The following is a 21,418-nucleotide window of genomic DNA, read 5'->3' as shown; positions in this document are numbered from 1 at the left end:
TTCACAATTTGCGCGCGATAATATCACACTTGCTTTGTTACGCACGGTTCCACCAGCCACTTCTGCCAGCTGGCGGTCACCTGCGCCCGCTCGTCGACGAACTGGTCGAGCGCCACATGGCCCGGCTGCTCCTGCAGCGCCAGGTGATGCAGGGCATCCCTTAGCGTGGTGTAGGCCCGGGTCAGCGCCTGCGCCTCCTGCTCATCCATAATCTCATTCTGCGCAAGCAGTTCCAGAATGCGCACGTTATCGGACCAGCGCGTCAGCTTTGGCTTCGCGTGGGCGTGCAGCAGCACCAGATACTGGGTAATAAACTCAATATCGGTAATTCCGCCCTCATCAGCTTTGATATCAAAGCGATCGCGGTGTTTATTGCCAAGATGCGCGCGCATTTTTTCGCGCATCTCCCGCACCTCGGTCTGCAGCGTGCTGCCGTCGCGTAAGGTGGTCATGACCTCCTTGCGGATGAGATCAAACTGCGTTTTTAACTGCGGATCGCCATAGACCACGCGGGCACGCACCAGCGCCTGATGTTCCCACGTCCAGGCCTCGTTTTTCTGATAATCGGCAAAGGCGTCCGTGGAGGTAACTAACATGCCCGCCGCGCCGGACGGGCGCAGGCGCGCATCCACCTCGTACAAAATGCCCGACGAGGTGCGCGTGCTGAACAGGTGCATAATGCGCTGCGCCAGTCGTAGGTAAAACTGACGCCCGTCGATTTCACGCTCGCCGTCGGTCATGACGTCTACCGGGCAGTCGTGCAGGAAGATCAGATCAAGATCGGAGCTGTACCCCAGCTCCCAGCCGCCGAGCTTGCCATAGCCGACCACCGCAAAGCCGCGCCCTTCACGCTCGGCCAGATGTTTCGGCTGGCCGTAGCGTGCCACCATCTGCACCCAGGCCTGATGCACGACGGCATCAATCATCGCTTCCGCCAGCCAGGTTAAGTGATCGCTGACTTTCATTACCGGCAGCGTTCCGGCGATATCGGCCGCCGCCACACGCAGCATCTGCGCCTGCTTAAACTGACGTAACGCCTCCAGCTGCTGCTCTTCATCCTCTTCCGGCACGCGCAGCAGATACTGGCGCAGTTCGTCGCGGTAGGCGTCCGTTGCCGTGGGCTGGTAAAGGGTGTTGGGATCGAGCAGTTCGTCCAGCAGCAGCGGATAACGCGCCAGCTTGTTGGCGACCATCGGCGACGCGGCGCAGAGCGAAATCAGATGCTTGAGCGCGCCGGGGAATTCGCTCAACAGTTCAAGATAGGTGGTGCGGGTGATGATCCCGCTCAGGAGCGGCATCATTCGCGACAGCGGCACCGGGGCATCCGCGCGCGCGCAGACGTCGCTTAGCAGATGCGGCATCAGGTGATCCAGCACCTGGCGACCGCGCGGGCCAATGGCGCGCTTGTTCAGTTCGAGACGGAAATCGGCAATTAACGCCACCACGCGGTGTCGGTCGTCATCGCTTAAATGCGCCAGCACCGGCGTGGTGTCATCTTCCTGGAGGGCGTCCTGCCACAGCTCGCGCCAGTGTTCGGACAGCGCATCGTCCTGCGACTCCCCTTCGTCGTCGCCAATCAGATCGTTAAAGATCCGGCGCACGCCTGCCATGTGGGCATCCAACCTCTCGGTGAGCGCCGCCCAGCTTTCCATGCGCATTCCCCAGGCGAGGCGCGCCCGGTTAAGGTCATCCCCCGGCAGGGTCTGGGTTTGTTCGTCGTTTATGCTTTGCAGCAGGTTTTCCAGCCGACGCAGGAACAGGTAGGCCTCGCGCAGCGTTTGCGCGTCGCCCTCCGGCAGCAGGTGAAGCTGTTCGATGGCGCTCAGCGTCGGTAGCAGCGAGCGGGATTGCAGCGACGGCTCACGACCACCGCGGATAAGCTGGAAGACCTGAACGATAAATTCGATTTCACGAATGCCGCCCGCGCCGAGCTTGATGTTGTCTTTCAGGCCACGGCGGCGCACTTCGCGGGCGATCATCCCCTTCATGTTACGCAGGGACTGGATCACGCTGAAGTCGATGTAGCGGCGGAACACGAACGGGCGCAGCATGGCACGCAGTTCGTTGGCATAGGCATCGTCGCTGTCGCCCATGATCCGCGCCTTCACCATCGCGTAGCGCTCCCAGTCGCGCCCCTGTTCCTGATAGTAATCTTCCAGCGCGGCAAAGCTCAGCACCAGCGGGCCGCTGTCGCCGAACGGCCGCAGGCGCATATCAACACGATAGACAAAGCCATCCTGGGTGGGCTGGTCCAGCGCCTTAATCAGCCGCTGGCCAAGGCGGGTAAAGAACTGGGCGTTATCCAGCTCGCGCCGCCCGCCGCGCGTGGCCCCGTTCTCAGGCCAGGCAAAAATCAGATCGATATCCGAGGAGAAGTTCAGCTCGCATCCGCCAAGCTTCCCCATCCCCAGAATCAACAGCGGCTGAGGAACCCCTTCCTCGTTGCACGGCGTGCCCCACTCTTTACAACATGCGGCATACAGCCAGTCGCGTGCGGCAACAATCAGCGTTTGCGCCAGCTCGCTGAGCTGCTGCAACGTACTCTCTTCGCTGACCAGCTCCAGCGCCTGGGCCCAGGCAATGCGCACCATCACGCGGCGGCGGAACTGGCGCAGAACGCGCATTAACGTGGCTTCATCCGCTACGTCTGCAAGCGCAGCTTGCAGCCAGCTGGCGTACTGCCGCCACTCTTCCGCCTGCGGAGGCGCGCTTTCCAGCGCCGCCAGCCAGCCCGGATTCGCCGCGACACTCTCCTGCACAAAATCACTGAAGGTAAGCACGCACTTCGCCTGTTCACTTAGGGATGACGGCGGTAATGACTCAGGCAGACGTTCGCAAACAATCTGCCACTGCTGCTGTAACTGCGAAGAAAGCGGCATGATGGGGGTTCCTTGCCAGAATTAACGTTTTCCGCTGTGCAGCCAGAACGGCTCCTGCGAAATGGCCTCGTTGCGGAAATGCTCAATCTCGACCTGCTGGCGGTTTTCGATGGCTTGCTTCAGCCCCTGCCAGTTCTCCATCCAGGCCTGCGCTTTCACGCCGTCATAGGCGCCGGACAGCAGCAACATGCTGTCGATATTACGCGCCAGACGCGGAAGCTGATCGCCGTACTGGTCGCCCAGCGGGTAGGCAAACGTGGTTCTCAGCTCAGCGGCATGCCGCGAAAGATGAATATCCGCAAAGCGCTTAAAGTTATCCGCGATTTTGGTCTGCGCTTTTGCATCGAGGAAAGTCCGCCAGCCGCGCGTTACCAGAAACTCGGTGAGCGCCAGTTTGGCCGAGGCGGCCTGTGGGCTATAGAGCGCCGTTTGTGCCGACACATCGGAGAGCATAAGCGCTTCGGTTTGGGTAAGCAGATCACGTAAGTGAGCGCTTGCTTTACGCGGCACGATACCGCCGAACAGCGCCAGCGTATGACGCACCAGGCCGATAGCCGCCATGACGTGGGTTTTCGCATTTTTGACATTTCGCGCCCACAGCTCTTCGTGGTACAGCCACTGGGAGAGCGCCAGTTCCAGCGCCGCTTCCATGCCCTGTTCGATGCTGGCTTTCGGCACAACGCGTAAAATCGGCGTCTCTTTCACCGTACGTGGCGCATTCCCGGCCGCCAGATGATAACCGCGTGCGGCCTTGCTCAGGCTGCCCTGACGCAAGCCGGACTGGTTCACCAGCTTACGTGCCAGCTTCAGCACGTCGTTCGCGTCACCTTCCAGCAGCTCAAGCTCCAGTTCGCAGAGTGGCTCCTGCCATTCGCCCGCCTTCACGTCGCCCAGATCGAGGGCAATTTCTATGCGGCTTTTGCCTTCCGTCACCTGCCATTTTTCGCGCCAGAAATCGGTGCTGAACAGCGGCTGCACCTGCGCCGCTAACGTTGCCGGCAGCTCGCCCTCTGGCCATACCTCGGCAGGGAAACGCGCCAGTTCAAGTTCCGGCTTGCTGATATCAATATTGTATTCCGGGCGCTGGTGTAACCCGCCGACCACGCGGCCAGCGGTTTTCATCGTCATTTCATAGCGCCCGCCAGCTCCCCGGATGCGCAGCCCCATGTCGTGCTGGCGCAGCCAGTTGTCCGGCGTTTCGTAATAGATGTTAAGCAGCTGTACCGGTTCATGGTGCTCGCCGGAAAGCGTGTGCAGATGCTGACGAAGCGCGTCAACGCTGTCTTTTTCGACGATAAACTTTAATTCGATTTCTTGTGCCATAGCCTTGTACTTTTGCGTGCGTCACAGACGCGTCAATGAAGGCGAACTTCCTCGCCATTTGTTTGTCAGTACATAGTATTTTGCGCCAAATTGCCATGCAATGAGCAATTTGACGGGCGTAAAAGTTTAAAGCAGTAGAAATCAGGACACAGATGATTCCGATTGATGATGAATCCTTTGCGTAGAGACACTGATGCCACTACTATCGTTCCACTATTTATGAATATAACGACTGATATGCTTAAATTGCGCCTGATTGGACTTACTTTACTCGCTTTTAGCGCCGCAACCGCGGTGCACGCTGAAGAAAAGCGTTACGTTTCTGATGAACTTAACACCTGGGTACGCAGTGGCCCCGGAGACAATTATCGCCTCGTGGGCACGGTGAATGCCGGCGAGGAAGTGGTTCTGTTACAGACTAATGCGGATACCAACTATGGCCAGGTTCGCGACAGCACCGGCCGCACCTCGTGGATCCCGCTGAAAGAGCTGAGCAACGTGCCAAGCCTGCGCACGCGCGTGCCGGACCTGGAAAACCAGGTGAAAACCCTGACCGATAAGCTGAACAACATCGACAGTACCTGGAACCAGCGTACCGCAGAGATGCAGCAGAAAGTCGCGCAGAGCGACAGCGTGATCAGTGGGCTCAAGGACGAAAACCAGAAACTGAAAAACGAGCTGATTGTCGCGCAGAAGAAAGTGAACGCCGCCAATCTGCAGCTTGACGACAAACAGCGCACCATCATCATGCAGTGGTTTATGTATGGCGGCGGCGTGCTGGGCGTGGGTCTGGTGCTGGGTCTGGTGCTTCCAATGCTGATCCCAAGCCGCAAGCGCAAAGACCGCTGGATGAACTAACTCGTCTTCTCTGCCACACTTACGTATTATCTTGCGAAAAGAAAAAACGGGAGTGTGGCTGTGAAGAGTTATCTGGTCGGTGGTGCGGTTCGTGATGCGTTATTAGGTCTGCCGGTCAAAGATAAAGACTGGGTTGTGGTCGGCGCCACGCCAGAAGAGATGCTCGACGCGGGCTACCAGCAGGTAGGCCGCGATTTTCCCGTGTTCCTCCATCCGAAAAGCCGTGAAGAGTACGCCCTGGCGCGAACGGAGCGAAAATCCGGCGCGGGTTATACCGGCTTCACCTGCTATGCCGCCCCGGACGTGACCCTGGAGCAGGATTTACTGCGCCGCGACCTCACCGTTAACGCCCTGGCACAGGACGAGCACGGCCAGATCATCGACGTTTACGGCGGTCAAAACGATCTCCGCGATCGGCTCTTGCGCCACGTTTCTCCCGCATTTTCTGAAGATCCGCTGCGCGTACTGCGCGTGGCGCGTTTCGCTGCCCGCTATGCTCACCTGAGCTTCCGCATTGCCGAGGAAACGCTGGCGCTGATGACCGCCATGACCGAGGCGGGCGAACTGGCGCACCTGACGCCGGAACGCGTCTGGAAAGAGACTGAAAACGCGCTGACCACCCTCAACCCGCAGGTCTTTTTCCAGGTCCTGCGCGACTGTGGTGCCCTGAAGGTGCTGTTCCCGGAAATCGATGCGCTGTTTGGCGTTCCGGCGCCGGCGAAGTGGCACCCGGAAATTGATACCGGCGTGCATACCCTGATGACGTTAAGCATGGCCGCCATGCTCAGCCCGGAGGTTGACGTCCGTTTCTCGACCCTGTGTCACGATCTCGGCAAGGGGCTGACGCCGAAAGCGTTGTGGCCGCGCCACCACGGACACGGCCCGGCGGGGGTGAAGCTGGTTGAAGGGCTTTGCCAGCGTCTGCGCGTGCCTAACGACATCCGCGATCTGGCGAAACTGGTGGCGGAGTTCCACGACCTGATCCACACCTTCCCGATCCTGAAGCCAGCCACCATCGTTAAGCTGTTCGACAACATTGACGCCTGGCGCAAACCGCAGCGCGTTGAGCAGATTGCGCTCACCAGCGAGGCTGACGTGCGCGGGCGTACCGGGTTTGAAGCCAGCGATTATCCGCAGGGGCGCCTGCTGCGCGAAGCCTGGAACGTGGCGAAAGCGGTGCCGACGAAAGAGGTGGTTGAGGCAGGATTTACCGGCCCGGCTATTCGGGAAGAATTGACGAAACGGCGGATTGAGGCGGTTGCGGCCTGGAAGGAAACGCGTTGCCCTCAGCCAAAGGACTGAGGGCGGTCGGTCATCAGAAGAAGACCACGTACACGGCAGCTGCGACGATAAAGCGGTAGATCGCGAACGGAATGAACGAGATACGCTTAATCAGCTGCAGGAAGGTTTTAATCGCAATCAGCGCCACGATAAAGGCGGTGATAAAGCCCACGGCAAACATCGGGATGTCGCCGGTAGTCAGGAAGCCGATGCTTTTATAGAGGTCCAGCGCGGTGGCGCCCATCATCATCGGGACCGCCAGCAGGAAAGAGAACTCTGACGCCGCATAGCGGCTCACGCCCATCAGCATCCCGCCGGAAATGGTCGCCCCTGAACGGGAGAAGCCCGGCCACAGCGCCAGACACTGGAAGCAGCCAATGATAAACGCCTGACGATAGGTCATGTCATCCAGACCTTCCGCACGCGGGGTTTTAGGTTTGAGCAGCTCCGCCGCAATCAGCAGGACGCCACCAACCACCAGGGCGTACATCACGTTGATGGGGTTAAACAGCGACTTGATTGTATCGTGGAATATCAGCCCCAGCACCACTGCCGGGATCATCCCGAGCAGGATATGAATCAGCGTCAGACGGCCTTTGCCCTCGCCTTCGCGCTGCGGCAGACGGCCAAAGTGGATGCCAATCAGGCCAAACAGACGACGCCAGAACATCACCACCACGGCCAGGATTGAACCGAGCTGGATCACCACTTCGAATGTCTTTGCGGTATCCCCCTCAAAGCCCAGCAGATGGCCCACAATAATCATATGGCCCGTACTGGAAACCGGCAAAAACTCCGTCAATCCCTCGACCACACCCAGTATTGCCGCCACCAGCAGCGAGTGCATATCGCTCATCTATAAACCCCTAAAAAGATATAAAAAAACGGTCGCTACAAAGGCTCCCGTGAAAGATACAGCTTTAAGACCTGTATTACCGAAAATGGTTTAGCGATTATGACGTTAAATCATTCCTTTCAGATTTTTGCCACGCTCGATAATCACGCCCACGTTGGCGGCGCGCGCCACGGCGCCGGGTTTGCTCAGCTTGATGCGCACCCACGGTGAATTAAACTTGTTCAACAGCAGCTCCGCAACCTCTTCCGCCACGCGCTCAACCAGTGCAAAACGCTGCCCTTCTACGTGGCTCACGACGGTTTCGCTGATGTCGGCATAGCTTAAACAGTCATTCACGTCGTCGCTTTTTGCCGACGCGCGGTTATCCCAGCCCATTTCGATATCGAACACTAATTTCTGTTCTATGGTCTGTTCCCAGTCGTAAACACCAATAGTGGTGATTACCGAAAGTTGCTCTATAAATACAATATCCATCACGACCTGCCTGCTTTTTGGCTAAACCGGATACCACTTCCGGCGAATTATGCGTATTATCCACAGATGCTGAGAATACAGATACATTTTCAAAACGGAACAGCGTTATGAGTGCAATCGCGCCTGGAATGATCCTCCTCGCCTACCTTTGCGGCTCAATCTCCAGCGCCATTCTGGTCTGCCGCATTGCCGGGTTACCTGACCCGCGCGAAAGCGGCTCCGGGAATCCCGGGGCGACCAATGTACTACGAATTGGCGGCAAGGGAGCAGCCGTAGCGGTTTTGATTTTTGATGTTCTGAAAGGGATGCTTCCCGTCTGGGGCGCGTATGCGCTGGGCGTCACGCCGTTCTGGCTGGGGCTTATTGCCATTGCCGCCTGCGTTGGCCATATCTGGCCGGTATTCTTCGGCTTTAAAGGCGGTAAAGGCGTCGCGACCGCCTTCGGTGCCATCGCGCCGATCGGCTGGGATCTCACTGGCGTAATGGCCGGGACCTGGCTGCTGACGATTTTACTGAGCGGCTATTCGTCGCTGGGCGCCATTGTCAGCGCGCTTATCGCGCCGTTCTATGTCTGGTGGTTTAAACCGCAGTTCACCTTCCCGGTTTCGATGCTCTCCTGTCTGATTTTGCTGCGTCATCACGACAACATTCAGCGCCTGTGGCGTCGCCAGGAGACCAAAATCTGGACGAAGCTGAAGAGAAAGAAAAAAGAGCCGAAAAACGGCTCCTCCTGATTACGCCTCCGGCAGTTCTGCCAGCGGCCAGCGTGGACGCACGGAAACGCTGAGATCGGATGTCGCGCCGGCATTGAGCCGCACCATACCCGCGTAGGCGATCATCGCCCCGTTGTCGGTACAAAATTCCGGACGGGCGTAAAACACTTCACCGCGACGCTTTTGCATCATCTCGGCCAGCTTCGCGCGCAGCGTACGGTTGGCGCTAACGCCCCCGGCCATTACCAGGCGCTTAAAGCCAGTCTGATCCAGCGCGCGCTTGCATTTGATCATCAGCGTATCGACGACTGCATCTTCAAATGCCCGGGCGATATCCGCGCGGGTCTGTTCATCATTATCGTTGTTGCGAATGGTGTTGGCGGCAAAGGTCTTCAGACCGGAGAAGCTGAAGTCCAGGCCCGGACGATCGGTCATCGGGCGAGGGAAGACGAAACGGCCTTCCGTCCCCTGCGCGGCCATTTTCGACAGCATCGGGCCGCCAGGATAATCCAGCCCCAGAAGCTTGGCGGTTTTGTCGAAGGCTTCACCGGCTGCGTCGTCAATCGACTCGCCCAGCAGTTCATACTTGCCAATGCCCGTCACGCTAATCAGCTGAGTGTGGCCGCCAGAAACCAGCAGCGCCACAAACGGGAACGCTGGCGGATTGTCTTCCAGCATCGGTGCCAGAAGGTGCCCTTCCATATGGTGAACCGGGATCGCCGGAACATCCCACGCAAACGCCAGAGAACGCCCGACGGTTGCACCGACCAGCAGTGCGCCGACAAGGCCAGGACCTGCGGTATACGCCACGGCATCGATATCTGTTGAGCTCAGCCCGGCCTCTTTCAACGCCGCCTGAATTAAAGGGACGGTTTTACGCACATGGTCACGAGAGGCCAGTTCAGGCACGACACCGCCGTAGTCAGCGTGCAGTTTCACTTGACTATACAGTTGGTTGGCCAGCAGCCCTTTTTCGTTGTCGTAAATGGCGATGCCGGTTTCATCGCAGGATGTTTCAATACCCAGTACACGCATGACTTGTTTTACCTCGCTTCAGTACCGCGCAGTGTAGAGCCTGGGCGGGTTGATGTAAAACTTTGTTCGATCCAGGAGAAAGGCTCGTGTATACTCCTCACCCTTATTAAAGTCCCTTTCAAAATCGCTTCGGTGCTTTACAAAGCAGCAGCATTTGCAGTAAAATTCCGCACCATTTTGAAATAAGCTGGCGCTGATGCCAGCGGCAAACCGAATTTATTAAAGGTGAGAGTTACATGCCGGTAATTAAAGTACGTGAAAACGAGCCGTTCGACGTAGCACTGCGTCGCTTCAAACGTTCATGCGAGAAAGCAGGTGTTCTGGCTGAAGTTCGTCGTCGTGAGTTCTATGAAAAACCAACGACTGAACGTAAGCGCGCTAAAGCTTCTGCAGTGAAACGTCACGCGAAGAAACTGGCTCGCGAAAACGCACGCCGTACTCGTCTGTACTAATCTGTTGAGGGCGCACGCTCTCAGCTGACAGACAGAGTAATAGTCGTAAGGCCGTGCTTCCGGAAGGAATGCGCGGCTTGTTTTCGTTTATAAGTCGCTAAACTATTGGGGCCTATGGCTGGACGAATCCCACGCGTTTTTATCAATGACCTGCTGGCCAGAACCGACATCGTCGATCTCATCGACGCGCGGGTAAAGCTCAAAAAGCAGGGCAAGAACTACCATGCGTGCTGTCCGTTCCATAATGAAAAAACCCCCTCTTTCACCGTAAACGGTGAAAAACAGTTTTACCACTGCTTCGGCTGTGGCGCCCACGGTAACGCGGTCGATTTTTTGATGAACTACGACAAGCTCGAGTTCGTTGAAACGGTCGAAGAGCTGGCGGCGATGCACAACCTTGAAGTGCCGTATGAAGCAGGCAGCGGACCCAGCCAGATAGAGCGCCATCAACGGCAAACGCTTTATCAGCTGATGGACGGCCTGAATGCATTCTATCAACAGTCTCTTAAGCACTCTGCGGCTGAGCCTGCGCGTCAATATCTGAATGCGCGCGGACTGAGTGACGATGTGATTGCGCGTTTCGCTATTGGTTACGCCCCGCCCGGCTGGGACAACGTGTTAAAGCGTTTTGGCGGCAATAGCGAAGATCGTAAGTCTCTCATCGATGCCGGCATGCTGGTCACCAACGACCAGGGACGAAGCTACGACCGCTTCCGTGAACGGGTCATGTTCCCGATCCGCGACAAGCGTGGCCGGGTCATTGGTTTTGGGGGTCGCGTGCTGGGCGATGCCCTGCCGAAGTACCTCAACTCCCCGGAAACCGATATTTTCCATAAAGGCCGCCAGCTTTACGGTCTTTATGAGGCGCAGCAGGAAAATGCGGAACCTCCGCGTCTTCTGGTCGTCGAAGGCTATATGGACGTCGTTGCCCTGGCGCAGTACGACATCAACTATGCCGTTGCGTCATTAGGCACGTCCACCACGGCCGATCATATTCAGCTGCTGTTCCGGGTGACGAATAACGTCATCTGCTGTTACGACGGTGACCGCGCAGGGCGCGATGCCGCCTGGCGTGCGCTGGAAACGGCGCTGCCTTACATGACCGACGGACGTCAGCTACGCTTTATGTTTCTGCCCGACGGTGAAGACCCGGATACGCTGGTGCGTAAAGAGGGTAAAGCGGCGTTTGAAGCGCGGATGGAGCAGGCTCAGCCGCTCTCCACGTTTTTGTTTAACAGCCTGATGCCGCAGGTGGATTTGAGTACCCCTGACGGGCGTGCGCAGCTCAGTACGCTGGCACTGCCGTTAATCAGCCAGGTGCCCGGCGAAACGCTGCGCATCTATCTGCGTCAGGAGTTGGGTAATAAGCTCGGCATTCTGGATGACAGTCAGCTTGAACGTTTAATGCCTAAACTTGCTGAAAACGGTGCGGCTCGTCCGGCGCCTCAGCTAAAACGCACAACCATGCGTATACTGATAGGATTGCTGGTTCAAAACCCAGAACTTGCGCCGCAAGTGCCGTCGCTGGCGGGTTTGAACCATGAGAAGCTGCCCGGGCTTGGGTTATTTTCAGAACTGGTCAACACATGCTTGTCACAGCCAGGACTCACCACCGGACAGCTTTTAGAGCATTATCGCGGCACTAAAGAGGCCGCTACCCTTGAAAAACTGTCGATGTGGGACGATATAGCAGATAAGGACATTGCAGAAAAAACGTTCACCGACTCACTCAACCATATGTTTGATTCGATGCTTGAACTGCGCCAGGAAGAGTTGATTGCCCGCGAGCGCACGCACGGTTTAAGCAGCGAAGAACGCCGGGAACTCTGGATGATTAACCAGGAACTGGCGAAGAAATAGAAGAAATAAGTGAAAGACAAAATCATTCGCGTTGTATCAAGGCAGCAAGTGAACGAACCCCTGGGAGTGTACATAAGTACATGACCAGGATGAGAGAACGCCGCTAACGCAGAGACAACGTGAAGGATAAAGTATTTAACGGCTTAAGTGCCGAATATCGATCGGGAAGCCCCCGGCAGCCGCACTGAGAGGCAGCGGCAAAAATATAAGTACGCCCTCGCTTTAAATGTTGGCAGCCCCATCGCCGACACCAATCAAACGAATTAAGTGTGGATACCGTCTTATGGAGCAAAACCCGCAGTCACAGCTGAAACTTCTTGTCCAACGCGGTAAGGAGCAAGGCTATCTGACCTATGCCGAGGTCAATGACCATCTGCCGGAAGATATCGTCGATTCAGATCAGATCGAAGACATCATCCAAATGATCAATGACATGGGCATTCAGGTGATGGAAGAAGCACCGGATGCCGATGATCTGTTGCTGGCTGAAACCTCCAACAACACTGACGAAGATGCCGAGGAAGCTGCTGCACAGGTACTGTCCAGCGTGGAATCTGAAATCGGGCGTACCACTGACCCGGTCCGCATGTATATGCGCGAAATGGGTACCGTTGAACTGTTGACCCGCGAAGGCGAAATCGACATCGCGAAACGCATTGAAGACGGGATCAACCAGGTTCAGTGCTCCGTTGCTGAATACCCGGAAGCGATCACCTATCTTCTGGAACAGTACGATCGCGTTGAAGCGGAAGAAGCGCGTCTGTCCGATCTCATCACCGGCTTCGTCGATCCGAACGCTGAAGAAGACATGGCGCCTACCGCCACGCACGTCGGGTCTGAACTGTCTCAGGAAGAGATGGATGACGACGAAGACGAAGATGAAGAAGAAGACGACGACAGCAGCGATGACGATAACAGCATCGACCCTGAACTGGCGCGCGAGAAGTTTGCCGAACTGCGTACGCAGTATGAACTGGCCCGCGACACCATCAAGGCAAAAGGCCGCAGTCATGCTGCCGCTCAGGAACAGATCCTGAAGCTGTCTGAAGTGTTCAAGCAGTTCCGTCTGGTGCCTAAGCAGTTCGACTACCTGGTTAACAGCATGCGCGTGATGATGGATCGCGTACGTACCCAGGAACGCATCATCATGAAGCTGTGCGTCGAACAGTGCAAAATGCCGAAGAAGAACTTCATCACCCTGTTCACCGGCAACGAAACCAGCGAAACCTGGTTCAACGCCGCTATCGCGATGAACAAGCCGTGGTCTGAAAAACTGCACGACGTGAAAGACGATGTGCATCGCGGCCTGCAGAAACTGCAGCAGATTGAAGAAGAGACCGGCCTGACCATTGAGCAGGTAAAAGACATTAACCGTCGTATGTCCATCGGTGAAGCGAAAGCCCGCCGTGCGAAGAAAGAGATGGTTGAGGCGAACCTGCGTCTGGTTATCTCTATCGCCAAGAAATACACCAACCGCGGTCTGCAGTTCCTGGATCTGATTCAGGAAGGCAACATCGGTCTGATGAAAGCGGTAGATAAGTTTGAATACCGTCGTGGCTATAAGTTCTCCACCTACGCAACCTGGTGGATCCGTCAGGCAATCACCCGCTCTATCGCGGATCAGGCGCGCACCATCCGTATTCCGGTGCATATGATTGAGACCATTAACAAGCTCAACCGTATCTCCCGCCAGATGCTGCAAGAGATGGGCCGCGAACCAACGCCGGAAGAGCTGGCTGAACGCATGCTGATGCCGGAAGACAAGATCCGTAAAGTGCTGAAGATCGCCAAAGAGCCTATCTCCATGGAAACGCCAATCGGCGACGATGAAGATTCGCATCTGGGTGATTTCATCGAGGATACCACCCTCGAGCTGCCGCTGGACTCTGCCACTACCGAGAGCCTGCGCGCTGCCACGCACGACGTGCTGGCTGGCCTGACCGCCCGTGAAGCTAAAGTCCTGCGTATGCGTTTCGGTATCGATATGAACACCGACCACACGCTGGAAGAAGTGGGTAAACAGTTTGACGTTACCCGTGAACGTATCCGTCAGATCGAAGCGAAGGCGTTGCGTAAACTGCGCCATCCAAGCCGCTCTGAAGTGCTGCGTAGCTTCCTGGACGATTAATCCAGGTAAACGGCAAAAAGCTCCCCATCGGGAGCTTTTTTTTTGGTTATTCCTTCTCCCCGTTGGAGAGGGTCAGGCCGCAGAGGCCCCTATAGTCCCCGCACCATCAACGCCTCATCGAGTTCGCGGTACGCCTCTACCAGCTTATCCAGCGTCGCCCTGTTCAAGCCGCTCGGGTTTGGCAGCACCCACACCTGCGTCGCACCGATACTAATGCTCTGCTTGCCCCACTGCGCTCCACGCTGGCTGAACGCCTGTTCATAGGCCTGCTTGCCGAGGATCGCCAGCGCTGCCGGCTGGTAGTCTTCTATCTTTTTGATAAGCTCACGCCCACCGCTGCGCAGTTCATGCAGGTTGACTTCACTCGCCTGCACCGTTGGGCGCTCAACTAGCATGGTGATCCCACAGCGCGTGTCCAGCAGATGTTGCTCCTCTTCAGGCTTGAGTAACTTGTCGGTAAACCCCGCCTGATAGATCACCTTCCAGAAGCGATTTCCCGGATGGGCGAAGTGAAAACCGGTGTGCGCCGAGGACTTGCCCGGATTGATTCCGCAGAATACCACCCGCAGGCCCGGTGCCAGAATGTCGTTAATCATCTCTACTCCCAATCGATACATCGTTATAGAAGTATAAAGGATTGATTATGCATTGTTTATAAAAACAGCAGGCAGGTGCGAATGGCTGGATTGCTGAAGGGAGTTACTTTATAATTCACCGCCACGGCCCCTTAGCTCAGTGGTTAGAGCAGGCGACTCATAATCGCTTGGTCGCTGGTTCAAGTCCAGCAGGGGCCACCAAATTTTAGCTTTAGAATCATATAATTAAGCCACTTTCAGCAAAGTGGCTTTTTTGTGTGTACGTTTAATGTTCTCTTTTTGTCCCCTCTCGCTCCCCTTTTGTCCAGATACTGGCATTGTTTGCCGAGACTGGTTGTAAAAAATAGATGTGATTAATGCTGTTACATCATTGCCTTTCACGTTATTTGCATTTAAATTCCCGCAGAGATACCAGGGATTGAAGACGATGGATAAAAAATTAAGATCGGAACATTTGCGCGAATGTTTGCGCCGTGAAGTCATGATGAATTCTAAGCCATTTACGTGGTTCAGGGTGCTGCATAAAGCAATGAAATGCCCTGACCGCCGTTTTCACTTCTGGTGGCGTATCGCATCTTACTGGCATCACTCAGACAGCAAATTTCTAAGGGAGCGCGCATTAAAGATAAACAGAAAGCTCATTTTTAAGTATGGCACGGATATACAACTGGGTGCGCACATTGGACCAGGCATGGTAATTTCCCACCATCAGGGGATTGTTGTGAACGGCTCCGCTGTCATCGGCCACTCTTTACGAATCAGGCAGAACACAACGATTGGCCTTACCGGCGCGAATGTGAATAAAGAGGCAATATCCATTGTTATTGGCGACAATGTCAGCATCGGCGCAGGTTCGTGCATCATTGCGGATAAGATTAGAATCGGTGATAACGTGGTGATTGGCGCTATGTCATTTGTGAACAAGGACATCCCCAGTGATGTAACGGTCTATAACGAAAAGACTCTGCATGTATTGTCCAACCGATCACATGAAGCCTGACCCTGTAAAACGCCCAGCGATCACACGCCCGCAACCGGCCTCGCCCGGCGGGTTATTCTATAACCCACAACGATGTGAGATGCGCATTTCATTTAACTACTAATAAGGCATACATTAAGGTGTATATATACTGCTCACAGTAAAACGCGTGATCATTGATGAATACATTAATTCTCTCGAATATAATGTTTACGAAATAACCAGTGGTTATTCTTTTAGCCTGGATACATCCTATGATGTTGGTCACTAAAGGGTGTCTTAGTTGCGGCAAAAAAGATGGAAAAAAGGATAACTATTAGCTGGCTAATACTCTTTACGTCACTGACTATTAAGACTCTTCAATGAGAGGCTATTTGCATTTGTAGGGATATCTCGTTTTTGTTCCCTCGGGCTCGCAACATCGGCTACAATGTGCCTCCTCCACTGGCCACAAAGAGTGTGGAATCAGCGCTGAGCACAAGGAATGCACTATGATTTATGACTGCTTTTTATATTATGACGAAGACATGATGCTGGATATTCGCCTGAACACTCTGGCCGGTGTTGTGGATCGCTTTGTCATTGTCGAATCATCTCATACTTTCACGGGCAAGCCTAAGAGCCTGAATTTCGATATAACGAAGTATGAAAAGTTTAAAGAAAAAATCATCTACGTGCCCTTCCACGATCGTCCAATCCTTAAGGAAGGCTCAGCAGATGAATATGATGCCTGGGCAAATGAAGCTGCCACACGCAACGCCATCATGCGTGGTCTGGAAAACGCTAAAGACGACGATATTATTCTGGTTTCAGATGTGGATGAGATTTTCAGGCCTGACGTTGTCAAGAGTATCAATCCCAAGCATCTGTGTACGATTTTGCATATGCCGTTCTATAACTATCAGTTTAACCTCCAGGTATTTAACATGGATGGGTCTGAACGTCAGTGCAAAGCGCCACGTGCAACAACGTTTCGAAACTTAAAAGGTTACTTTAACAGCGAACCAGAAGTTTTCCGTAACATCAAAAAATCGGCGTTACGCAAAGATTTCCTCTCTAAAACATGGTTTAAGTTGCGCAGTAAAATTGTGAAGAACTCCGGCTGGCATTTCTCCTGGATAATGACGCCTGAACGTATTTCAGAGAAGATGTCATCTATTTCTCATACCGAATATGACCTGCCGCATCTCAATAACAAAGATCACATTATCAGTGCGCTCACCAATTCAAAAGACATCTGGAACCGCGAGCGCGTGATGAAGAAGCAGGAACTCAGCAAAGATAAATTCCCCGCCTACTTGGTCGATAACGCTGAGAAGTACAAAGACTTCATTCTGTAAGCTTCTCATCAAATGAGCCGAATACAAGTGTATCCGGCTCGTTGGCATCTTCCTGACCACAACCGTTTGGTTCTTCAACGCAAAAGCGGCCAGATCGGTTACTCCTTCAACTCACCACCCCCTTACGTCGCGGGCGGGTTCAGCATCACGCCTGTTACCTGAAGATTTTACCTGCCTCACAGACGGCAAAAACTAAAGAAATCCCCCGTCGCGCCGATCATCATCCGTGTGTATTATTTCCTGTAGCGTTTACCACAACTAACCTTAACTCAAATACTTAAGCGCCAAAGCGAAAGGCATCATGAGCACACCGATCAAACGGCTAGAAATCATTAAAAATGCCATTGAACTGGAAGATGACGACATCATCCAGAGCCAGCTGACACGCCTGAAAAACGAAGCGTTTGACGAGGGGCTGCAGGCGATCATCGTGGCGCTTGAACAGAAGAACTACACCGACGCCATGGCGGCCATCACCGCCTGGCTGCAAAGCCAGCGGGCCATCACGCAGTGGCGGGATCCGCAGGTGGCAGCCAGCAGGCTGGAGCTGAAGGCGCTGGAAGAGCGCCTGCGGGATCTGATCGACCGCCGCAACGCGCGCGTTCAGCAACTTGATGAGTTCAACGATCTCTATTTCTCCCGGCTCGGCCCGCTGATGCAGCAGATCCTTGCCCTGCGCAAAACGCTGGCGGAGCTGAACCTGCGTCGTCAGCAGGCGGAAGCCCGCCGTCGCGAAGAGGATTATCGCCGCTGCCAGCGTTACATGGCGCAGGCGGTGGAGGTGCTGACCACGCTCACGCAACGCTGGCGCGAGCTGCCCGCGGACTCTGTGCAGGCTGCCGAGGCCCGTAAGCATCTGCAGCAGCAAAGCGATCTGATCGCGAATCTACTGGCCGAAGCGCGTGAACTGGAGAGCGGCCTTACCCGTGAAGAAGAGCCGGCACGTCAGGCACGCGACGAGGCAAATGATGAGTATGAGAAGTATCGCGAGCAGCATCACGATGCGGAGATACGTCTGCGCAAAGGAAAAACGCTCTCTGAAGAGGATCGGAACGAACTGAAGCGGCTCTGGCGTCAGGCGAGCAAACTGTGCCACCCGGACCTCGTCGCGGATGATTTAAAAGAAGAAGCCAACACCATGATGGTGCAGCTCAACCAGGCCAAACAGCGTGGCGACGTTCAGGCGATCCGTTCACTGGTAGCGCGTCTGCAGCAGGGCTTTGAACCGCTGATGGCGAGCGACAGGCTGAACGATCTGGAGCGTATCCGCAAAAAAATGGCGCAGGTACGCGAGCAAATCGACACCTTAGTGAACGAGCTGGCAGAGCTTGAGAAAGAAGAGTCCTGGCTGCTGGTCTCGTCGCTGAACAACATGGAAGCCTATTTTGCGCAGCAGGAGAAAGCGCTGCACGACGTCCGCGCTTCGCTCGAACATCAGGTAAGCGAAGCGCAGATGGATTCAGCCGCGTAGCTATTTGGCGTGCCAGTATGCGCTGGCACGCACCAGCTGCTGATCAATTGCGTCGGTCTCAAAGCGACGGCTCAGGTTTTTCACCACCTTCCCTTCCCCCGTCAGCCAGATAAAGTAATCTTCCGCCGGAACGGTCAGCGCGGCCAGTTGGTCTGCCACCGCCTGTTCGCTATGACCCACAATCCAGGTAATGTTGAACCCGCTCAGGTGCGCGAGATAAGTCTTGTAAGACGCATCGCCGACGGTCACCACCGCATGGATCGCCGGGCGAACCTTCAGGCTGGCGATAGCCTCTAAACGACGGCGCAGCGCGGGCATCCCGGACTCATCGCACACGTAAAGCTGCCAGGCGTAATCTTCCGGCACCACCAGCGAACCGCGTGGGCCGCCGATCGTCAGCTTATCGCCCACTTTCGCTTCCAGCGCCCAGCGGCTGGCGACCCCGCCGTCGTGGACGAAGAAATCAAGCACCAGTTCGTTGTGTTCCGCGTCAAACAGCGGGGTATAGTCACGCGCCTGCGGGCGGACGCCCTCTCCCCAGTCGATGCCTTCCTCGGTCACGATGGGCGGAACGAAAGTCGTGCCCGGCGCCGGGAAAAAGACTTTGGTATGGTCATCAAAGCCCCGTGAGCTAAAGCCCTCCAGCGCTTCACCGCCTAAAACAATGCGCTGAAAGCCAGCATTGACGCGCTCGACGCGGAGCACGTCCAGCTCGCGAAAACGCAGGTCATTACGAACACGTTGCGGGTAACGAGGTGATGTCATGGTTATGCCCTCTCAGATGAATACGATATATCTAAATAAATTTTAAATGATAATGATTGCTAATTAGCAAGAATGCAAGATCTTTTAGATTGCATCTAAACATATCTACGATATAGTTTAGATATATCTTTTAGAGAGACATGACATGCGACATGAACATGAGGGCGGCCGCCGTCCGCGTTTTTTTGGACACGGCGATCTGCGGCTGGTGATCCTGGATATCCTGACGCGCAATGCGAGCCACGGTTACGAGCTGATCAAAGCGATCGAAAACCTGACTCAGGGGAACTACACCCCCAGCCCGGGTGTGATCTACCCGACCCTGGATTATCTGCAGGATCAGACCTTTATCACCATTACGGAAGAAGAGAGTGGCCGCAAGAAAATAGCGATCACCGTGGCCGGACAGCACTGGCTGGATGAAAACCGGGAACAACTGGAACAGATTCAGGTGCGTATCAAAGCGCGCAGCGTCGGCTTCCAGCTGCGTAAAAACCCGCAGATGAAGCGGGCGCTGGAAAACTTCAAAGCGGTATTAGACCTGAAGGTTAATCAGGGAGAGCTCAGCGACGCGCAGCTTAAGCAGATCATCGGTGTGATCGACCGCGCGGCGCTGGAGATCTCCCAGCTGGATTAAGCCAGCGCGTGCTCGCTCACGCGGAACACTTTTACCAGCTCTTTCAGGTGCATCGCCTGATCGTTCAGCGATGCCGCTGCGGCCACAGACTCCTCCACCAGGGCTGAGTTCTGCTGCGTGGTGGCATCAATCAGGCCAATCGCGCTGTTAATCTGCGAGATCCCTTCCGTCTGCTCATGGCTCGCCTGGCGAATTTCGCGCAGGATCACGTCCATCTCTTCCACGTTGCCAACCATCCCGTTGATCAGCCCACTGGCTTTTTCGACCAGGTTCATTCCGTCCTGCGTCTGGCTGGAGGAGCTTTCAATCAGCTGGCGGATTTCACTGGCTGAAGAGGCGCTTTTTTGCGCCAGCTGGCGCACTTCACCGGCGACAACCGCGAATCCACGGCCATGCTCACCCGCACGCGCCGCCTCTACCGCCGCGTTCAGCGCCAGAATGTTGGTCTGGAAAGCAATGGCGTCGATCAGGTCAATGATGTCGGACATCCGGTTCGATGTTTCGTTAATCAGGCGCATTTTGCTGGTCACCTGCTTCATCATTTCACCATTATTTTTCACCACCGCAGCCGCATCGGCGGAGAGGTTGGTGGCTTCCCCGGTGTGGGATGCGGTGTTTTTGACCGTCGCGGTGATCTGCTCCATTGACGCCGCCGTCTGTTCAACGGAACTTGCCTGCTCTTCCGTGCGCGCGGCCAGATCCTGGTTGCCCGCCACAATTTGCGCGGCCGCGCTGGAGATATTCTCCGACCCGGTCTGCACCTGCTGCACAATCTCCAGCAGGCGAGTTTTCATCTCCATCAGCGCAGAGAGCAACAGGCCCGTTTCATCTTTCCCGTGGGAGGCGATGCTGCCGGTCAGATCGCCGTCGGCAATGGCCTCGGCAAAGCTCACCGCCTCGCCCAGCGGACGGGTAATCGAGCGCACAATAAACCAGCCAATCAGGCTCCCCACCACCACGCTAAAGAGCGTGATAAGGATCAGCACCAGCCAGTTGGTGCGAAAATCACCGTCCACCTGCGCGCCTGCGTTTTGCATCTCCGCGTCCTGAACAGCAATCAACTCCTGCACTTTCGCTTTATAGGCCTGCTGCAGGCTAAGCGTGGTGGTCATCATCTCCTGAATAGCGCCAGGACGATCGTTGTTTTGCACCGCCTGTAAAATACGGTAACGCGAGTCCAGGTACTGCTGGCGGACGTCGCGAATATCCGACAGAACCTGCTGAGATTTTTTATCCTGCAGGTCGGTGTTCAGCTCACCCAGGATGACGGTGATACGCTCGCTGATGGCCTTCAAACGCTGCTGTGACTGGGCGGTGTAACTCCCCTGCTCATCCAGCAGCATGAGTTGCTGAGTGCTAACAAATTCCTGGAAGTTGTCGATGAGCTGGTTCGCTTTTATCGTGGTGGGATAATCATGGGAAAGGATTGTTTGCATTCCGTGATTGGCCCGATTCAGGCTCATCAGGGACAAACTCGCGCTGACCACCATCAGTACAATAAAGAAGCCAAACGCCAGAAATAATTTCGTGCCGATCTTTACGTCATGTAAGTACATATTTACTCCATCGATGTGATTATTTCTCAGACGATCGCTGTTATCGGTAACTGTCGCGCTAACTTTATGAGTTTGATCGTTTTTTTATTTCATAACCCACACAATGGATAGGCATAGACTATTAATTTCGCCCCATCGATCGTTATGCGGCCGCTTATGAGGGCATTGATGAAATAGCGTAGGGGAAAACCGACTTAGGCAGGAACAAATAACTG

18 protein-coding genes and 1 tRNA gene are annotated in these 21,418 nt (G+C 55.1%); 11 read left to right on the top strand and 8 right to left on the bottom strand.

Annotated features, from left to right (window positions below; genetic code table 11):
* Positions 1-23: 23 nt before the first annotated feature.
* The gene (glnE, locus tag ACWKX3_RS17285) at positions 24-2,879 is read right to left on the bottom strand and encodes a bifunctional [glutamate--ammonia ligase]-adenylyl-L-tyrosine phosphorylase/[glutamate--ammonia-ligase] adenylyltransferase (RefSeq protein ID WP_454542129.1); all 2,856 of its coding nucleotides are present in this window, start codon (positions 2,877-2,879) and stop codon (positions 24-26) included.
* Positions 2,880-2,900: 21 nt separating this feature from the next.
* Complete coding sequence (locus tag ACWKX3_RS17280; protein ID WP_088208508.1) at positions 2,901-4,202, bottom strand: CYTH domain-containing protein; 1,302 nt, start codon at positions 4,200-4,202, stop codon at positions 2,901-2,903.
* Between the two features lie 237 nt (positions 4,203-4,439).
* On the opposite strand from ACWKX3_RS17280, the gene ACWKX3_RS17275 reads away from it, so the two are divergent.
* Both ACWKX3_RS17275 and ACWKX3_RS17270 read left to right on the top strand, forming a co-directional pair.
* Positions 4,440-5,060: a TIGR04211 family SH3 domain-containing protein gene (locus ACWKX3_RS17275; protein WP_042322026.1), complete on the top strand. Its 621-nt coding sequence runs from the start codon at positions 4,440-4,442 to the stop codon at positions 5,058-5,060.
* Between the two features lie 60 nt (positions 5,061-5,120).
* Positions 5,121-6,362: a multifunctional CCA addition/repair protein gene (locus tag ACWKX3_RS17270; protein ID WP_454542128.1), complete on the top strand. Its 1,242-nt coding sequence runs from the start codon at positions 5,121-5,123 to the stop codon at positions 6,360-6,362.
* A gap of 13 nt (positions 6,363-6,375) precedes the next feature.
* On the opposite strand, the gene bacA is transcribed toward ACWKX3_RS17270, so the two are convergent.
* Together bacA and folB are read right to left on the bottom strand one after the other, a co-directional pair.
* A complete protein-coding gene (gene bacA / locus ACWKX3_RS17265) occupies positions 6,376-7,197 on the bottom strand; it encodes an undecaprenyl-diphosphate phosphatase (RefSeq protein ID WP_058610738.1) in 822 nt (273 codons plus the stop codon).
* Positions 7,198-7,302: 105 nt separating this feature from the next.
* A complete protein-coding gene (gene folB, locus ACWKX3_RS17260; RefSeq protein WP_137272665.1) occupies positions 7,303-7,671 on the bottom strand; it encodes a bifunctional dihydroneopterin aldolase/7,8-dihydroneopterin epimerase in 369 nt (122 codons plus the stop codon).
* A 107-nt stretch (positions 7,672-7,778) separates the two neighbouring features.
* Between folB and plsY the strand changes: the two genes are divergently transcribed.
* Entirely contained in the window at positions 7,779-8,405 is a 627-nt protein-coding gene (gene plsY / locus ACWKX3_RS17255; RefSeq protein ID WP_006178600.1) for a glycerol-3-phosphate 1-O-acyltransferase PlsY, read from the top strand.
* On the opposite strand, the gene tsaD is transcribed toward plsY, so the two are convergent.
* Positions 8,406-9,419 carry a tRNA (adenosine(37)-N6)-threonylcarbamoyltransferase complex transferase subunit TsaD gene (tsaD, locus tag ACWKX3_RS17250; protein ID WP_042322033.1) on the bottom strand — a complete coding sequence of 338 codons (1,014 nt, stop codon included), beginning with the start codon at positions 9,417-9,419 and terminating at the stop codon, positions 8,406-8,408. It lies immediately after the preceding gene.
* Positions 9,420-9,655: 236 nt separating this feature from the next.
* On the opposite strand from tsaD, the gene rpsU reads away from it, so the two are divergent.
* The 3 genes from rpsU (at position 9,656) to rpoD (ending at position 13,859) form a co-directional block, all read left to right on the top strand.
* Positions 9,656-9,871, top strand: coding sequence for a 30S ribosomal protein S21 (rpsU, locus tag ACWKX3_RS17245; RefSeq protein ID WP_001144069.1), 216 nt, complete (start codon positions 9,656-9,658; stop codon positions 9,869-9,871).
* A 114-nt stretch (positions 9,872-9,985) separates the two neighbouring features.
* Entirely contained in the window at positions 9,986-11,731 is a 1,746-nt protein-coding gene (gene dnaG / locus ACWKX3_RS17240) for a DNA primase (protein WP_101736951.1), read from the top strand.
* Positions 11,732-12,014: 283 nt separating this feature from the next.
* The gene (gene rpoD / locus ACWKX3_RS17235; protein ID WP_006178605.1) at positions 12,015-13,859 is read left to right on the top strand and encodes an RNA polymerase sigma factor RpoD; all 1,845 of its coding nucleotides are present in this window, start codon (positions 12,015-12,017) and stop codon (positions 13,857-13,859) included.
* 89 nt (positions 13,860-13,948) lie between these two features.
* Here rpoD and mug read toward each other — a convergent pair whose 3' ends face one another.
* Positions 13,949-14,455 carry a G/U mismatch-specific DNA glycosylase gene (gene mug, locus ACWKX3_RS17230; protein WP_042322035.1) on the bottom strand — a complete coding sequence of 169 codons (507 nt, stop codon included), beginning with the start codon at positions 14,453-14,455 and terminating at the stop codon, positions 13,949-13,951.
* 125 nt (positions 14,456-14,580) lie between these two features.
* Between mug and ACWKX3_RS17225 the strand changes: the two genes are divergently transcribed.
* From ACWKX3_RS17225 to ACWKX3_RS17210, 4 genes are all read left to right on the top strand, one after another.
* A tRNA-Ile gene (locus ACWKX3_RS17225) sits at positions 14,581-14,656 on the top strand.
* Positions 14,657-14,882: 226 nt separating this feature from the next.
* Positions 14,883-15,455, top strand: a complete 573-nt coding sequence (locus ACWKX3_RS17220) for a serine acetyltransferase (RefSeq protein WP_102890174.1) — start codon at positions 14,883-14,885, stop codon at positions 15,453-15,455.
* Positions 15,456-15,925: 470 nt separating this feature from the next.
* A complete protein-coding gene (locus tag ACWKX3_RS17215; RefSeq protein ID WP_454542127.1) occupies positions 15,926-16,774 on the top strand; it encodes a benzoate transporter in 849 nt (282 codons plus the stop codon).
* 301 nt (positions 16,775-17,075) lie between these two features.
* Positions 17,076-18,245: a DNA repair protein gene (locus ACWKX3_RS17210; protein ID WP_454542126.1), complete on the top strand. Its 1,170-nt coding sequence runs from the start codon at positions 17,076-17,078 to the stop codon at positions 18,243-18,245.
* Here ACWKX3_RS17210 and ACWKX3_RS17205 read toward each other — a convergent pair whose 3' ends face one another.
* Positions 18,246-19,010, bottom strand: a complete 765-nt coding sequence (locus ACWKX3_RS17205; protein ID WP_220710715.1) for a siderophore-interacting protein — start codon at positions 19,008-19,010, stop codon at positions 18,246-18,248. It abuts the gene before it with no gap.
* A gap of 145 nt (positions 19,011-19,155) precedes the next feature.
* Between ACWKX3_RS17205 and ACWKX3_RS17200 the strand changes: the two genes are divergently transcribed.
* Positions 19,156-19,647, top strand: coding sequence for a PadR family transcriptional regulator (locus ACWKX3_RS17200; protein ID WP_141113523.1), 492 nt, complete (start codon positions 19,156-19,158; stop codon positions 19,645-19,647).
* Here ACWKX3_RS17200 and ACWKX3_RS17195 read toward each other — a convergent pair.
* Positions 19,644-21,203 carry a methyl-accepting chemotaxis protein gene (locus ACWKX3_RS17195; RefSeq protein ID WP_220710716.1) on the bottom strand — a complete coding sequence of 520 codons (1,560 nt, stop codon included), beginning with the start codon at positions 21,201-21,203 and terminating at the stop codon, positions 19,644-19,646. The two genes, ACWKX3_RS17200 and ACWKX3_RS17195, sit on opposite strands and share 4 nt — an antisense overlap.
* Positions 21,204-21,418 lie beyond the last annotated feature (215 nt).

It is taken from the genome of Enterobacter sp. UPMP2052, assembly GCF_053709675.1.
This window is presented reverse-complemented; position numbering and strand designations above follow the sequence as displayed.